We start from the raw sequence: 14,957 nt of genomic DNA, 5'->3' as shown, positions 1-14,957 counted from the left end.
CCTTTGATGGCGGCCGCCCAAGGCGTGCCGGTCAACGATTCCGGATTGACCGCTCGGGATATCGCCGAAACCGGCGACCGGGAGGCTGATCTGACTGTTCAGCGGGAAAAACTCACCGTCGAAGAACTCCTGACAGAGATCGAACGGGAGCAACTCGCCGTGCTGCGCAACATCCTGGACGCGCAAACAAGCTTTGGTGGGCAGGGCCTGCCGGACATGGTGTCCAACCTGGAGGCGGGCGGTGGTGATTCTGCTCGGTCTGCTGCAGAGGTCTATGGGGCAGGCGATATCGATCCCAATCCTGGCGGGGCCGGTATGTTCGGCGATGCGGCAGAGAACATCGAGCAGTTAATCATCCGGGTCGCCCGGGAAACCCATGGGCGACCCGGGATCGGTCACGCCGGGTTTTCGGTCGTGCAGTGGCGCGCGCTCCTTCAGGCCCTGATCTGGCAGGAGAGCCGCTTTTCCATCGGCGCGCGCTCGCCTGTGGGGGCCTTCGGCCTCACCCAGATCATGCCGGGCACGGCCAGTGATCTCGGCATCAACCCGGCATACTACGACAGCCCCTATCTGCAGGTTGAGGGCGGTGCGCGCTATCTCGCGGCCCAACTCAAAACCTTTGATGGCAACATCCTCAATGCGCTCGCGGCCTATAATGCGGGTCCGGGCCGTGTCTTTGAATATGGTGGCGTCCCACCCTTCAAAGAAACCCAACACTACGTCCAGGTCATCCCCGAACGCTACAATCTGTATCTTACCCGCATCGGCGGCATCGAAGCGCGTGGCACAATCGATCCCGCACTGCTCGCCAACGCACAGCTTTCATTTGCCGGACATGGCGCGACCACCTACGGGAACAATGCCCCCGCAGCGATCCGTCAGGCCGCGCTGCGCCTCCAGGATATCGTCACCCAGATCGGTGCTGCCGAAGATATCCAGGAGAGCATGGCCCTCAACACCTATGCCCGCGCAGAACTGGTTCGTCTCATGGTGGCCCGCCTTCGGCTCAAGGCCGCCCGTACAAAAGCCTTGAGCGCCACCCAACTGGCGCAGGCGGCTGCGCGCATGGCCGAACAGGAGTTCATGGATTTCACACTGGAGGAGCTGGATTGATGCCTTGCATTCTCATCCCCAGAAAGCGGTTGCGCGCGTTGACGATCGCCGCCACGCTGGCAGTTTGTTCGTCGTTTCTGAGTGCGCCCCCCGCTCTGGCACAGGGCGTACCGGTGGTCGACACCCAGAATATTGCCCAGAACATCCAGCAGCTCCGGCAGATGATCGAAGACGAGATTTTGCAGAACGAGCAGCTGGTTCAACTGCGCGAGCAGCTTTCCACACTCACGGAGCAACTCGCCGAATTGCAGCGGACATATGAGGCGCTGACGCGTCTCGCCGAACTCCCCGAGATCATCCAGACCCGGATGGAAGAGGAGCTGAACGGTCTCCTCGATCAGGAGTTCGGCGACATCATCGCAACTATCGAGGCGATCAAAACGGGGGACTTCTCGGGACTCTCCGGCTCAGGTGCCAGCGAGATCGAAACCCAGATGGACCGGGTGCTCGCAGGTCTCGGCTTTGACGAGGACACACTCTCGGAGATGGCGCGCAGCGGCAATCCCGGTGCCGAACGGGTGGCGACACAAGCCACAACAGGCGCGCTGGTCTCGGCTGCGGCTCAGAACAGTTACGACGATGCCGGACAATCCCTGGAACGGGTCGACCGGCTTGTCGGGCTCATCGATGATATGGATGAGCTGAAAGAAAGCGTCGATCTCAATACCCGCGTCACCGCAGAGCTGGCCATCGCCCTTGTTGCCATGTGGCAGCTCGAAGCGATCCAGACCGTGGGCGACGGCACCGGCGGCGTCATCGATGCCGCCACCATCGCCGAGGAACAACGCTTCATGGAGTTCACCCTCCCCGATTTGAGAGCAGATTAGGGCGTTTCGAATTTGGCCAATGAAATCAGATATCGGTTTTCGCGTTCGAGCGAAGCGAGAGGCAGCGAAGAACCAATTCAACTTAATTCGAAACGCCTAAGGAGCGGGGAGCCGTGGACGAAGAGACAGCCATCATCGAAGAGGAACTGGTCTACGGCGCCTTGAGGCGAGAACGGCTCTGGCAGCGTCTCGGCGTTCTTGGCCTGATCTTCGGTGTATGTGGATGTCTCAGCGCCGCCGCCGTTGCCATTCTGGACGTCGATCCCCCGCCCGTGGTTGTTCCATACGATCCGGAAACAGGTTTTGCGTTGCCGGAAGCCTCGGTCGGTGCCACCACGGTCACCGAAAACCGCGCCATCATCGAGGCGGAAGTCTTTCGCTATGTGAGTGATCGCGAGGTCTACAATCAACTCGACAATGATGTGCGCATCAGGAGCGTCCTGCGCCGCTCGGACCGCGCCGCGCGGGCCTCACTGCGTCAGATCTGGAACTCCGCCAATGCGGAGTATCCGCCGACTGTCTACGGACCCAACGCCCGGCTCGACGTCGAGATCCTAAGCATCAACAGGATCGGAACCAACCGGGCCACGGTGCGGCTGCGAAAGCGTCTCACCTCAATCCAAGGGGTTCAGGCAGGTCTCTTCACCGCAACTCTGCTGTTTCAGTTCCGACCCGAGGAAAGCCGATCGATCGACCAGGTCTGGACCAATCCCTTTGGCTTCACCGTCGTCGAATATGCGATCAGCTCTGACAGATTGGAAAATTAATGCGTTTTGAGCTCAGCAAGAAGAAACGACCATCTCTGTTCGCGTTCGACCGCAGGGAGAGGCAGCGAACACGAGATGCATGTTTTGCTCAAAACGTCATGATGCGCTTGTGCGAACCAAAACAACGAGCTCCTTTGCCACTGTCCCCAGACCGCAAAGCGCGACAGGGGAATGTCACCGCTTGTCCCTCCCGAAACGCATTTACATGTCTCGCTGCCGTGATCTGCATTGCCCTGATCCCTGCCCTGGCTCAGGCTGAAGCGATCCCACGTGGCGGCCCAAAAGATCACCGTGTACGGATCGCCACCTATCAGGATGGTCAGGTCTATCGGGTCAACGTTTCGCTCACCCATGTGACCACCATCGAGTTTGGTGAGGGCGAGAGCATCCGGTCGATTATCGCCGGGGATACGGAAGGTTTTGAAATCGACGGCGTGCCCGGCGGGCGAGCCTTTGCGATCAAACCCATGGCACGTGGCGTCCACACCAATGTCACAGTCTACACCAATCGACGGAGCTATTACTTCAACGTGAGCGAGGTCGCGCGCCCGACATTCTATGTGGTCCAATTCCAATATCCTCAGACCAATCGCCGTCCCGCAAATGCCATCGCACGCTCCGCTCCCAATACCAACTACAGGGCCAGCGCACGCACCGAGTTCACGCCCTCACGGGTTTGGGATGACGGCACCTTTACCTATTTCGCCTTTCCCAAGAACGCCCCTGTTCCCGCCATATTCCGCTACACGGGCGGGCGTGAACGCACGGTGAACACGGGTGCTGTCGAAGACGGCGTAATCCGCGTCTCCGGCGTCAATCGCCAATGGGTGTTCAGGCTCGGCGAAGAGGTCGTGTGTATCGAGGCGACAATGCCCGCGGGGGCCACCTCATGAGTGACACCAACGCAGAGCTCGAACGGCGCCTGGCCGCACTCGAAGAAGGCAACCCACGTCACGGGTCGGCGCCGAAGCGCCGCCCGCCGCTCCTCGCCCTTCTCGTGGTCGGCTTGATCCTGGCAGGTGGGCTTGCCCTCTACTTCTTGTCAGAGCCTCAGAACGAGGCCACCTTACCGACGGCGACACCAGATGAGTTCCAGGCCGAGGGCGACGGCTTCGGAGAAATCGAGCCCTTTATCCCACCCCCTGCCCCGGAACCGGAGATCGTTGTGGTCACACCCGATCCGGTCGAACCCAATGCCGAACTCCTGGCCCAACTCGAAGCGCTGCAGGCCCAGATCGCGGACTTACAAAACGCCCCTGAACCTGTTTCAGAGGAAGACACGGCTGCGGCGGAGGCAATCGATGCGCTGACGGCTCAAGTGGCGGCCTTGCGGGACGCGTCAGAGGTTGCGCAGACACAGTTCCAGGAAGAACTCACGGCGCGGGATCGCAAGCTTCAACAGCTGCGCATGGATCTGGATCTCGCAAAGCTGCAGGCAAACACGCCGACCCCTGCCCCACTCGGCCCCAGTGATGAGGAGTTGCGGGCACGGGAGGAAGAAGCCAGACGGCTGGCAGAGCTGCAGCGGCGGTCCGAGGAAGAACGCGCGTTTCAACAGCGTCGGATCGCGTCGCCTGTGATCGCCTTTGGCGGCAACGCTGGAGCCGGAGAGACCGAGCTGACGAAGCGCGATTTTGGCGAGGTGACGGATTTTGTATTGAACGGCGCGCTGCCCAGCACGGTCACCCAGGCCCAGGTCATCGCCAATCCCTCGAACACCGTCATCCAGGGCACAATGATCCAGGCCGTGATGGAAACCGCCCTCGACAGTTCTCTGCCCGGCCAGACCCGTGCCATCATCTCGGAAGACGTGTTCAGCTATGATGGATCGCGGCTTCTGATCCCACGCGGATCCCGCCTCATCGGACGCTACCGCTCAGGTGTCGAGATCGCGCAGAAGCGTGTCACTATCGCCTGGGACCGGATCATCCTGCCAAACAGTCAAACCGTTCAGATCAGTTCCTTCGGGGGAGACGCGTTGGGGAGATCCGGTGTCACCGGCTTTGTCGACACTCGCTTTGCGCAACGCTTTGGATCCGCGGCACTGATTTCGATCATCTCGGCAGCGCCAAATGTCGCATCCGCAAGTGTCGACGATGAAACAGCCGCGGACGTCCTGAGGGACATCGGGGATGATCTGGCAAATGCCACCGACAGCGTGATCGGCGAATATCTCTCCATCGGACCTGTCATCTATCTCGATCAGGGCGCGCGCGTCACCGTTATGGTGGATCGCGATCTGGAGATCTTCTGAGATGACGCTCTCCTACCTCCAGGCCTCACTCGACAAGCTGACAGACGCGGCGCGTGACGATGTGATCGAGATCTGCATCAACCCCGATGGATCCTGCTGGGGAGAGTTTCAGGGGGATCATTTCATGCGGGCGCTGGACCAGCACCTGACCGTCACCGAAGTGCGCGATCTCGGCAACCAGATCGCATCCGCCGCCAACACGACGCTCAGCAAGGACAAGCCGATTGTTTCGGTGTCAATCACCTATCGCGACCGCCCGATCCGCACCCAAGTCGTAACCCCGCCTGCGGTTCTGTCAGGTATGTCGATATCATTGCGATTCTTCCCAAACCTGCCCCTTGATCAGATTGAGCTTCAATTCTTGTACGGTGAAGAGCGCAAGCTTGAGGCGTTGCGTCAGGAGAAGAACAGAGCCCTGCGCGATGTCGTGGCCGCTGGCGACATCAATGAGGCCATTGGCTTCTGCGTTGAAAACAAGCTCAACATGATCGTCTCTGGCGGCACCTCAACCGGGAAGACCGTCGCCGCGCGCAAGATCCTGTCCTACATTCCAGGTGAAGAGCGGATCATCACCATCGAAGAGGCCGCAGAGCTTCTGCCCTCCCAGCCCAATGCGGTCACCCTGATCGCCAACCGGGACGCGGAATTCCAATCCGCCGACGTGCTCCTGACCGCAACCCTCCGGATGCGCCCCGACCGCATCATCCTTGGTGAGGTTCGTGGCAAGGAGGCCATGACCTTCATCGAGGCCATCAACACCGGCCACGGCGGCTCCATGACCACATTGCATGCCGAGACACCCCAGCTTGCTGTCCAGCGCCTCGCCATCGCCGCGCTCAAAACCGAGATCCCCATGACCTATCAGGACATGGTGCAATACATCGAAAGCTCGATCGATGTCATCATCCAGGCCGGTCGCGAAAACGGCGAGCGCGGCATCACAGAGTTCTATCTTCCCGGAACACGAAACAACGGAGGACTATCCGATGAAACAGTTTGAGTACGATGCCCTCTTCTTCCACGTGAAGAAGCAAAGAGACTATGACGCCATGCGGCGCCTTTTGAATGAGCGTGATGCGGAAGGCTGGGAAGTCATCACAGCCGACGCAGGTGACAACGGCTACACAACCTTTGTGAAACGCGAGCTTGCGAAATGAAGGGAGCCCTCGCGTATGCAGTGTTGTTCGTGTTTTGCTTTGCAAAGGGTTCTATTGCCGAGCGCAACCTGATCCCGTCTCTGAATAACCAACCAGATGTCTGTCCGGAACAGCCTCCCGAGCCGGAGTGGATGCAGAACATTGAGACGCGCGAGTCCTACAAACGGCTTTTGGTACAGCAAATCTACCGTGCAGACAGCATGCAGCGCATCGTCGATGCGCAGAACTGCGAATGCGACGTACGCTATCCCTCATGGACGTCCGCCGAAAGCACGTTCGTCAAAAACTATGGTGCGGCGGATTACTGGGACATTGTCGAAGCCACGTCAGCATACGGCAGGCAGGCAAATGAGCTCCGGAAAGAGGCGATGCCGATCTGTGAAGCGGCCGGGAACTGGTGAGATAGGGAACGGGAATGAGCGTCGTCACATACTTTGTGGAAACCGCAGAGAGCTATCTGGATACCACGGCGGAAACACAGTTTGGAGCGGTGGCAGCGACGGTTGGAACGATGCTCGTTCTCGGCACAACGCTCGTGGTCATTCTGGTGTGCTTCAACATGATCTACCAATATCGAGCCATGGACGGTCAAACCGCTTTCTGGCTCGCTGTGAAGGTAGGGTTGATAGGGGTTTTTGCGACCAACTGGGTCCAGTTCAATACGCTAGCCTCCGCAGTTCTGATCGGCATTGACAGTATCGCCGGTTCGCTTGTTGCTTCGGTTGGCGGCGGAACGCCAGGCCCTTCGGGAACCTTTGCAGAGGAATTCGATCAGCTGATTGCGGCGCTCGGAGACTACCTGAACGCCGCCGGGTCCGAGTTGAATTGGATGGCGGGCGCACTCTTGGACACTCTCGGCGTTTTACTGCTTTCAATCCTTGGGGGATTGGCTGCTTTCATCGTCGTCGCATCTCGACTGATGATCGCGCTTCTTATCGGGGTCGCACCGATTATGATTTTTCTGACTCTGTTTGAGGTGACAAAAGACTATTTCGCCCGCTGGCTCTCTGCGCTTATCTCGTTTGCGATGTATCCGATTGTTGTCGCGGGCGTATTTGCAACAATCACCGGGGTATCGCGAGCGCTCCTTGCAGAATTGGGCGATCCTGAGGGTGCATCCAACATTGGCGCCCTCATTCCGTTCTTCATGATGGTGCTGATGGCCAAAGGGTTCATCATTGCAACACCGTTCATCGTTCGCTCGGTCTCTGGCAACATCATGATGCCCGCACTTTCGGCAGGGTTCGGTGGGGGCTACGCCTTCTCGAGGGGATTGGCCGGTAGCCAGCAGGTTTACAACCGCTACGCAATTGGAGGCGCGACAGGGGCAGAATACGCCGCACTTCGAACACGACAACTCTTTGGGGTTCAAGCACTTCCTGCTCGCCCAAATGCAACGGGCGGAGCGCAACCAAGCCCGTCAAATGCATCCACCGGAACCGGCGCTCGTATGCTCACCCAACTCGCTAGATTGAGCAGATTGGGACGGCGGTAAGTAAACGGAAAGTTGTACTTCGTTTTGCTGTATCATAACCGGTCCAGTACCGGACCTTGTTGCCGCTCGCCTCATTTGCATTGTCGATCCGCCTGAGCGGCAATTTTTCGCCGATAACGACCTTTGCAAAGTCTCTGAGACGGCTGCCAAGCACACGACGCAAACGGCCCAAAACTTCCGCTGGTGCTGAAGCCAAGTGCTGCGATGCAACTTTTCCTAGGTGGACATCCACCACTTAAGCCAAGTCGCATCGTTACCGCTTGGTCGGGAGATTTCCGCTCTTTTAAGCTACGGCTTGCTCGTGACAAATCGGCTTCCCGCCCGAGATACCACAAGGGCGATGCCTTCATTGGGCTGGTTGCCGCTGAATTCGCTCACAGTAATCAAGCCGCTTAGTAATGGCGATTTCGGATCTTTCTTAGATAATCCCTGCATGCGGGTCTAACAGTAGCTTACCTTGCAACCGCCCTTTCAGAACTCCTCGCCTCCCCGGTAATTTCCCCCTCCAACCGCTCAAGATCGCTTAGTGCATCTTGCACCTGAACCACGTCACCTTCGCTCGGCGCACCAACCGTGAGATCTGTCTGACCCTCGAAGTTCATCTCAAACTGCTGCTCTTGCACCCAGGTCCTCTGCCGCCCGTCGTGTTCGCCACGCGCAACCGCTGTATTGCTGGTTTCAGCATCAGAACCACCCCTGCCCCGGGGCGAATCTGGCATTGCCCGAACGCTCAGCGGCAATTCCCCCATCGGCCCGACCGGGCCTTCTGGAAACGGAAAGTCGCCCTCCTGCGCCGCATGAATACTCTTGAAGAACGGATCTTCGAAGTAGACCGCGCGTTTTGCCCGGATCGGCATCTGCGCATCGACAACGACGACGATTTCGTCGAGCGGCAAGCGCCGTGCCTCGTCTTCGGGCAAGAGCGACACCTCCTCGGTGCGCTCCGACTGGCTGCGCCCCTCAAAGGGGTTTTTGCCGACCGCCCGCGACCGCGTAACCACCGTTTTGGTCGTCTTGCCCACGGCCTTGCTCAACTCCTCGACGGTCTTCTCGTCTGAGGGGGTCAGATAGAGTTTGATGCCGGCGTTTCCCTGCAACGCCCGCCGCGTGTTCTCTCCATAGATTTCATCTATGGCGGGGATGGTCTGAGTGACCACGGCCAGATGCCCGCGATAGGCCCGCAACACCTCGATGCTCTCGGCCACGATCGGCATCTTTCCCAGCCTGTTGAACTCATCGAGCATGATCATCACCGGCCAGGGCTCATCCGGCCCCGGTTCCCTGTCCTGAAGGGCAGAGAGCAAATCCGAGAAGAAGAGCCGGATCAACGGGGCCAGAGGCTTCACCATCAGAGGCTGGACGACAAGATAGACGCTGAAGGGCGTTTTGCGGATCGTACGGAAATCAAAATCCGACACCGCCGTGGCATCGTCAATCGCCGGGTTTTGCCATTGATCCAGACCGGAGGTCATCAGGAGCGATACATAGGAGGTCAGCGTGTCGTTGTTGGTCGAGGCCAGGCGCGTGAAGATCAACCGCGCCGCTGGGTTGTGCACCTCGTGGGACCTCGCCAGATACTCCTTCTGTTTGTTTCCACCCGAGGCCGAGATGCGGTAAATCTCACCCAAGGTCGGCCGTTTGCGTTGGAAGGCCAGCAGACCCGCCGCAACAAAGAGATCGATCCCGCCCTTGAGCAGCCCTTGCACCCGATCGTTGTCGTTCTGCAGGAAGAGTGTCGCCAGAAGCTGCAACTCCATCTGTTGGCGGGCCGGGTCTTCGAGCTCGTAGATTCTGAGAAGCGGGTTGTAGCGATGGGTCCGCTTGTCCTCCCAATCCGTCGGGGCGAACCGATAGACCTTGTCGCCCTGCACCGCCCGGTGGCGGGCCGAGGCCTCAAAACACTCGCCCTTAACATCGAGCACAACCGCCGATCCCTGCCAGGTCAGCAGGTTTGGGATCACAAAGCCGGTGGTCTTACCACGCCCGGTTGGCGCCACGATCAATGCGTGGGGGAAGGTCTTGGAACACAGAAACGGCGCTCGCGCGGCCGGTTTTCCCAGCTTTCCGATCACAAACCCGGTGCCGGGAGTGCCAAAGAACCCGTTGCGCTTCATCTCCCGGCGGGTCTGCCAATGGGTATAGCCAAACCGCGTGAGGGCCGAGCCGGAAATCGCAAGGCTCATTAAAAGGCCCGCTGCCCCTGCTGCACCCATGATCAGATTGATCAGACGGAACTCATCGGGCTGCACCGCACCAATCGCCTGGTAGTTCTGCGCAATGTAGAAAAAGTCGATCTCCGCCTGGAACCCTTGGTCCCGGAACGTCACCACGGCCGATGCGATGACATAACCGATCGCGATGGCAACCAGGGTGACCAGCATCACGCCAACTACAAGGTGCCCCTTTCCCATTAATGTGTTTCCCCGCGCTCGCTCTCACCATCGACCAGATCGGCGCGGTGGAGGTCATATTCCCGGTCCGCGATCTCTTCGACCACGGTGCGCGTCGCCTCACTGTTGGCGGTGACCGCATCCGATTGCAGATAGGTCTTGGCGACATAAAGTCGGTCGAGGCGATCCTCGAGCCGGTATTTCAACACATCCGCATCGCCGCCCCGAAGCCGCTCAATCTGCGCGTCATCGAGGTGCCGCTCGACCTCGGCGCGATACGCCTGACGCTGACTGTCATCCGGGAAGGGCGCGTGAAGGTTGCCTGCGCGCTCGTGCTCGACCACACGGAGAATCTCGCCAGACTGGAGGTCAGCATGGTTGCCCACGCTCGTTTTGTTCGAGAGCGCTTCGCGCAGGTTGTTTTCGCGGCGAACCTGGGCGATGACATCTGTGTCCCGCGCCTCTGTCACAGCCGCGTAGGTCGCCCCCAGGCCACGGGCGAGATGGCCGGGCATATCAGGATACCGCGCGCGGAAATCATCCGCGACGGCGTCCGCAACAAATGTTCGGACATCCCGCCCCTCCATGATGCGATCAACGTCTCGGGCAATGTCTCTGGCCAGGCCCTCATCCGTGATACGATCGCAGAACGGCTGGGATCGGTCGATGATATCTCCGGGGCGTATCAGCAATTCGGGATGCGCCTGAAGGTATGCGCGCTGCTCCACCTCAACCCCGTGTTCCGCCCGGCTGACGACCTGCTCGTCCCGATCCTTGATCTGCTGATCCGTCAGCCCATCCGCGCACATCTCGGCCCGGACCACCCTTGCCGCCGCTTCGACGGCTTCGGGATGATAGTGGAACCGCTCTGTGACAGGTTCTTGCTCCCTGGCACCGTCTACGCGCAAGACACCTGCGCTCTCGAGCGTCTCCCCCAGCTGGACATGCGCCCGGTTTACCGCCTCGCGCGCCACCTCCTGATCTGTGCGACGCTCGAGATTGAGGTCTTCCTTATCGGCCACCCGCGCCAGATCATCAGCGATCCACTGGCGCTCCAGGGCGGCGTTCTGCGCCCCTGTCTCCATCCGCGCGACAACAACCGATGTGCTGATCCCGGTCCCTCGGAGCGCGGTATCTACCTGTGCCCGAACCTCGGGGTCGTGCAGCCTCTCCAATTGATCGCGGTCGATGTTGGCTTCGGAATAGATCCCGCCCTCCGAGGGTTGCTCAGTCAGCGTCACGGAGCGCAACCCGAGCGGTTGCATATGAGACAGGCGCGACTGGATTTCATTGAGGCTGCGTTCAAAGCGCGGTCGCTCGGCCTCGGGCTTTTCCGCGATCATACCATGGACGCGCTCGACCTGTTCGGCGTAGCGGGTTTTCAGATCTTCAAACGAATAGTCCTCTGCCATGTAAACCCCTCCTTCTGAGGTAAGCTTGCCACCCTTCGCCAACAGCTCTCCGGACCGGAACAGCGCCTGCGCAATGTCTTCCCGATTGTCGGACGAGGCCTCGGCGGCGAGCGAGTGGTATATGATCCGTGTATTGGCGATCTCTTCGAGTGCCCGGTCGAGATCCGCCCCCACACGCGGGCGGAATTCTGCGAGCCGTCCTTCCGCCTTCGCCGCGTAGATCTCGCGCGTCCTTGGCGGATAGTGGACAACACCTCGATCCAGACGCCGGGTGGCTTCCAGGCGCACGCCGAACCTCTCGGCCTCCTCGACCATGGCGAGGCGGAAACTATCGTAGTTGAACCGATGATCCCGACCCAGGAAGAAGAACTCCCCCTCCTGTGACCTGCGGTTCAATACTATATGTGCGTGGGGATGATCCCGATCCTCGTGAACGGCTATGATATAGTCGAAATGCCCCTCTTCGCTCTGGAAGAACCGCTCAGCGACATTTGCCGTTATGTCCCGCACATCCTCCCCGCGTGTGCCGATAGGATAGGACATGAGCATATGGGTGGTCTGCCCGAGCTTCGGCTTGAGCCCGGCGCCCCAGCGCTTGGCAAAGCGCTCGGAGAGATCATTGATCTCGCCCGCTTCAAGCTTTGTCTTCCCGTCCAGGAACCCGCTTGAATCGACGATATGGGTGGACTTGGTGGTGAGGTAATCGAGCTGGTTCATCAGCTGCGACTTGGTGTGTGTGCCGCCGCTGCGGATGGCCTTGAACACAGCCGCCCTATGGCCCGCGGCGGCGCGCACCAGTTGCCTCTGCCGGGCGGCTTGCAGCCCTTGCATCGATCCCCGGATCCGGCTCCAGCCATCCCGGAAGATCTCGCCGGTGACATCATGGACCGCATCATTCAGCCGCATGAGCAAACTCCCTCAGAACGGCGGAGACCTCGAGCTGCATCGTGTCCCGACGACGACGCAACAGGAGATCGATCTCATCAGCGGTATCAAGGATGAACCGCGCCAGCCCACGCATCTGCGCCAGGCGCAAGTCGGAAAACTCCGCGCCCGCTCCGCCATCAGCCCCCTGCCCCATCCGGTTGGCGTATTGCATCTGCTTGGAGATCTGGGCGACCCCGTTGCCGACCTCATGCAGAGAGGCCCGGTAGCGGGCCATCTCACGCGCCAGATTGGTATCAGGAACAAACACCCCACCGGCCATCTGAATGAGCCGCCGCAGCCCCTCGGCCCGACTCTCGATCCCGGCGGCGGCCAGCACCTCGTCAAAACCCGCAAGCTCCTCAACCGTCACCTTCACGCTAACGGCCGCCACGGGAATGGCCGCATCCGATTGACGCTCGGCATCGGCTTTCAGGATGTACCGAACGGCCCGGGCGGTAACCCCGAAGCGTGCGGCCAGCTCCGATGTCGAGATACCGTCTGTTGCCTCGCGGACGATCTCCATCCTCTGGGTCTCGGTCAGTCGCTTCGCTTGGGACATGCGGAAGAAAGCCCCCCTATTTCCTGCCACCTTCATGCAAGGCTGCTCCACCATCATACAAAACTATATATAACAGTCAATATTATACTATCGTTGATTGATGCTTCAGCAGCCTTGTATACCGTTTCACGCCGAGCGCCGAAGGCGCGCGGCCGCCCGACAGGGCGTATCCATCCCCCAACCTTCTCAGCCCGCAAATCCATCCGATAGGAAACGCCCCGCCCGAAGCTCTGACCGAACACACACATGTGTTCGGACGGAAGCGAGGGGGTGGGCGTAACACCTCTGCCAACAGGGCCGACAGGCAGGGTCAAGGGCGGCCAGATTTGGCTTGCCCAAATCTCTACCAAAAAACCGACCGGCACCGCCCCGAGGATTTTTGGATGGCCCCCTTGAGGCTGGTTGGCGGATCTGTTCTCGGCACCTCTCCGGGACGGGAAACAGGTCCACGCGAAGCGCTCCCCGGAACGGGGAAAGGGCCGCCTCGCGGCGGCCCATCCTCGCCAGGGGATTTACTCCTGAGGTTCTTTGGAGCTTGGCGGGAACATCACCAGTTCCGAGACGGCGACCGGGAAGTCGAGCTTGAGGTTGAAGAACTCCGATCCGTCCCCGTTGCGGGTGTTGCGGAACATAGCGCCGACGCGTTGGAAGCGGGTGCGTTCCTGGCCATCGTTATCGGTGAATTTGACGGGGACGGTGGCGACGTAGTGGTTGGTCATTTGGGTTACTCCTTTTTGCGATGGGGATCACCCGGCACGGGGGCGTCAGGACCGGCTGCAAGCGCAAATACGGAGGGTCCTCGCGCCCCGCGCGTGGAAACCGTATTTGTGCTTGCCGGAGCGAAGCGGAGGGCACGGCCGGGCCGCCCCTGTGCGATCCACATGCATAAGCAAAAAAGGGGTGACCCAAATCTGCGCCGCCACTTTGCAGTCGCCTTCGTTCCCGTGGATCGAGATGGGAAATGGCTTGGGCCGTTCTGCTTCATCGCAGCTGTAAAATGATCCGCCGCGCCCGACAGATTGCAGGCCCGTTCTGAGCCGTATGTACAAATCCGTCGGCAGCGTCCAGTGGCTGTCGCTGTCACCAGCACCAGGGTTCCGGACGTGGAGGACAAACTGGTGCGGCCAGACCTTCGACAATGAGCGTGTGTCCCACGTCCCGGGCCGACAGGCACAGGTCATGCGTTCAAACTCAATCGACGCCGCATTCCGCACCAATTGACCAAGACGCGCCGTGGCACGTTCTCCGAGCTGTCGCTCTGCCGTGCAGGCCGGTTTCCATGTCTCAGGGGTGTTAAATCCGACAAGACGTATATTTGCGGTCAGGCCCCGAACTTCAATCGTATCACCTTCAATGATCCGTATGTCGGTAGAACGAAGGAACCGGCTTTGGGAGGCTGTTGGCAGGCGCGACAACACTGAATTCACTTCCTCGCAAACCTTCAGTTTAACTTATCGCTTTCCTGCTCTGCCTCTACCTTGTTTCACTGCCTATCCCCTTGATTTGTCGCTTTTTATAACGACAAGAATATCTTTCTGATTAGTTTCACGTACGCCGGGACTTACATGAAACAAATATATTGCAGATTGAGTGGGTGAGCTCCCAGGTACCGGGTCATTCTGTTGGCCTCACAACCCATTAGATAGGGTACGATTCCCTGCACAACCAAAAAACCCCGACCCGCAAAATACGGACCGGGGTTTCTTGTTCTGAGTGCCGCCTTACGCGATCGCGAATTGCCAGATATTCGCGGTCTCGTCGTCGAACTGGAAGTACTCGACCGAGATCAGGCTGTCGGTGCCGTCCGCGCCGGTCACCGTCACATCCGTCGCCGAGCTCCGGGTGATCGTGTAATCCGCCCGGTTGCCATTAAAGATCGCATAATCCGACCCGGCGCCGCCGTTGATCGTATCGTTGCCCGCGCCACCCTTCATGTAGTCGGTGCCGCCGTAGCCGAACAGGAAGTCATCCCCGTCCAGGCCCGACAGCTGGTTGCGCTCGTTGTTGCCCGTCAGGCTGTCGTCGAAGTTGGTGCCGACCAGGTTTTCGATCTCGA

Annotated in this window: 13 protein-coding genes and 1 pseudogene; 9 read left to right on the top strand and 5 right to left on the bottom strand. The window is 59.6% G+C overall.

Translation table 11 applies throughout. The features are described from left to right. The first annotated feature begins 6 nt into the window (after window positions 1-6). The 9 genes from TRM7615_RS24150 (at window position 7) to TRM7615_RS24115 (ending at window position 7,613) form a co-directional block, all read left to right on the top strand. The gene (locus tag TRM7615_RS24150; RefSeq protein ID WP_207775270.1) at window positions 7-1,113 is read left to right on the top strand and encodes a transglycosylase SLT domain-containing protein; all 1,107 of its coding nucleotides are present in this window, start codon (window positions 7-9) and stop codon (window positions 1,111-1,113) included. Continuing rightward, a complete protein-coding gene (locus tag TRM7615_RS24145; RefSeq protein WP_235824204.1) occupies window positions 1,113-1,940 on the top strand; it encodes a type IV secretion system protein in 828 nt (275 codons plus the stop codon). Before TRM7615_RS24150 ends, TRM7615_RS24145 begins: the two co-directional genes overlap by 1 nt. 113 nt (window positions 1,941-2,053) lie before the next feature. Then, entirely contained in the window at window positions 2,054-2,707 is a 654-nt protein-coding gene (locus TRM7615_RS24140) for a VirB8 family type IV secretion system protein (RefSeq protein WP_108792541.1), read from the top strand. A 218-nt stretch (window positions 2,708-2,925) separates the two neighbouring features. Further along, window positions 2,926-3,600 (top strand): TrbG/VirB9 family P-type conjugative transfer protein, encoded by a 675-nt coding sequence (locus TRM7615_RS24135; protein ID WP_235824203.1) that lies wholly within the window; start codon window positions 2,926-2,928, stop codon window positions 3,598-3,600. Further along, window positions 3,597-4,961, top strand: coding sequence for a TraB/TrbI/VirB10 family type IV secretion system protein (locus tag TRM7615_RS24130; protein WP_108792540.1), 1,365 nt, complete (start codon window positions 3,597-3,599; stop codon window positions 4,959-4,961). Before TRM7615_RS24135 ends, TRM7615_RS24130 begins: the two co-directional genes overlap by 4 nt. 1 nt (window position 4,962) lies before the next feature. After that, window positions 4,963-5,961 carry an ATPase, T2SS/T4P/T4SS family gene (locus tag TRM7615_RS24125; protein WP_108792539.1) on the top strand — a complete coding sequence of 333 codons (999 nt, stop codon included), beginning with the start codon at window positions 4,963-4,965 and terminating at the stop codon, window positions 5,959-5,961. Beyond that, complete coding sequence (locus tag TRM7615_RS25680) at window positions 5,948-6,118, top strand: hypothetical protein (protein ID WP_165821527.1); 171 nt, start codon at window positions 5,948-5,950, stop codon at window positions 6,116-6,118. Before TRM7615_RS24125 ends, TRM7615_RS25680 begins: the two co-directional genes overlap by 14 nt. Continuing rightward, window positions 6,115-6,519 carry a hypothetical protein gene (locus tag TRM7615_RS24120; protein ID WP_108792538.1) on the top strand — a complete coding sequence of 135 codons (405 nt, stop codon included), beginning with the start codon at window positions 6,115-6,117 and terminating at the stop codon, window positions 6,517-6,519. The genes TRM7615_RS25680 and TRM7615_RS24120 overlap by 4 nt, the downstream gene beginning before the upstream one ends. A 14-nt stretch (window positions 6,520-6,533) precedes the next feature. Further along, window positions 6,534-7,613, top strand: a complete 1,080-nt coding sequence (locus TRM7615_RS24115; protein WP_108792537.1) for a TrbL/VirB6 family protein — start codon at window positions 6,534-6,536, stop codon at window positions 7,611-7,613. Window positions 7,614-8,065: 452 nt separating this feature from the next. Here TRM7615_RS24115 and TRM7615_RS24110 read toward each other — a convergent pair whose 3' ends face one another. The 5 genes and pseudogenes from TRM7615_RS24110 to TRM7615_RS24090 form a co-directional block, all read right to left on the bottom strand. After that, window positions 8,066-10,024, bottom strand: a complete 1,959-nt coding sequence (locus tag TRM7615_RS24110; protein WP_108792536.1) for a type IV secretory system conjugative DNA transfer family protein — start codon at window positions 10,022-10,024, stop codon at window positions 8,066-8,068. Beyond that, a complete protein-coding gene (locus TRM7615_RS24105; protein ID WP_108792535.1) occupies window positions 10,024-12,321 on the bottom strand; it encodes a relaxase/mobilization nuclease domain-containing protein in 2,298 nt (765 codons plus the stop codon). The genes TRM7615_RS24110 and TRM7615_RS24105 overlap by 1 nt, the downstream gene beginning before the upstream one ends. Then, entirely contained in the window at window positions 12,308-12,901 is a 594-nt protein-coding gene (locus TRM7615_RS24100) for a helix-turn-helix domain-containing protein (RefSeq protein ID WP_108792534.1), read from the bottom strand. The genes TRM7615_RS24105 and TRM7615_RS24100 overlap by 14 nt, the downstream gene beginning before the upstream one ends. 512 nt (window positions 12,902-13,413) lie before the next feature. Next, window positions 13,414-13,620 (bottom strand): hypothetical protein, encoded by a 207-nt coding sequence (locus TRM7615_RS24095; RefSeq protein WP_108792533.1) that lies wholly within the window; start codon window positions 13,618-13,620, stop codon window positions 13,414-13,416. Window positions 13,621-14,622: 1,002 nt separating this feature from the next. Beyond that, window positions 14,623-14,957: pseudogene (locus tag TRM7615_RS24090) on the bottom strand (hypothetical protein); the annotation flags it as partial.

Origin of the sequence: Falsiruegeria mediterranea M17 (assembly GCF_900302455.1) — a bacterium.
Lineage (GTDB): Bacteria > Pseudomonadota > Alphaproteobacteria > Rhodobacterales > Rhodobacteraceae > Falsiruegeria > Falsiruegeria mediterranea.
The sequence above is the reverse complement of the archived record's forward strand: the minus strand, read 5'-3'. Positions and strand labels throughout refer to the sequence as shown.

Bases quoted from the DNA above. Each gene is read 5' to 3' on its own strand.
- TRM7615_RS24125 (WP_108792539.1), top strand. From the start codon at position 4,963: ATGACGCTCTCCTACCTCCAGGCCTCACTCGACAAGCTGACAGACGCG.
- TRM7615_RS24105 (WP_108792535.1), bottom strand. From the start codon at position 12,321: ATGCGGCTGAATGATGCGGTCCATGATGTCACCGGCGAGATCTTCCGG.
- TRM7615_RS25680 (WP_165821527.1), top strand. From the start codon at position 5,948: ATGAAACAGTTTGAGTACGATGCCCTCTTCTTCCACGTGAAGAAGCAA.
- TRM7615_RS24100 (WP_108792534.1), bottom strand. From the start codon at position 12,901: ATGTCCCAAGCGAAGCGACTGACCGAGACCCAGAGGATGGAGATCGTC.
- TRM7615_RS24130 (WP_108792540.1), top strand. From the start codon at position 3,597: ATGAGTGACACCAACGCAGAGCTCGAACGGCGCCTGGCCGCACTCGAA.
- TRM7615_RS24095 (WP_108792533.1), bottom strand. From the start codon at position 13,620: ATGACCAACCACTACGTCGCCACCGTCCCCGTCAAATTCACCGATAAC.
- TRM7615_RS24145 (WP_235824204.1), top strand. From the start codon at position 1,113: ATGCCTTGCATTCTCATCCCCAGAAAGCGGTTGCGCGCGTTGACGATC.
- TRM7615_RS24115 (WP_108792537.1), top strand. From the start codon at position 6,534: ATGAGCGTCGTCACATACTTTGTGGAAACCGCAGAGAGCTATCTGGAT.
- TRM7615_RS24150 (WP_207775270.1), top strand. From the start codon at position 7: ATGGCGGCCGCCCAAGGCGTGCCGGTCAACGATTCCGGATTGACCGCT.
- TRM7615_RS24120 (WP_108792538.1), top strand. From the start codon at position 6,115: ATGAAGGGAGCCCTCGCGTATGCAGTGTTGTTCGTGTTTTGCTTTGCA.
- TRM7615_RS24110 (WP_108792536.1), bottom strand. From the start codon at position 10,024: ATGGGAAAGGGGCACCTTGTAGTTGGCGTGATGCTGGTCACCCTGGTT.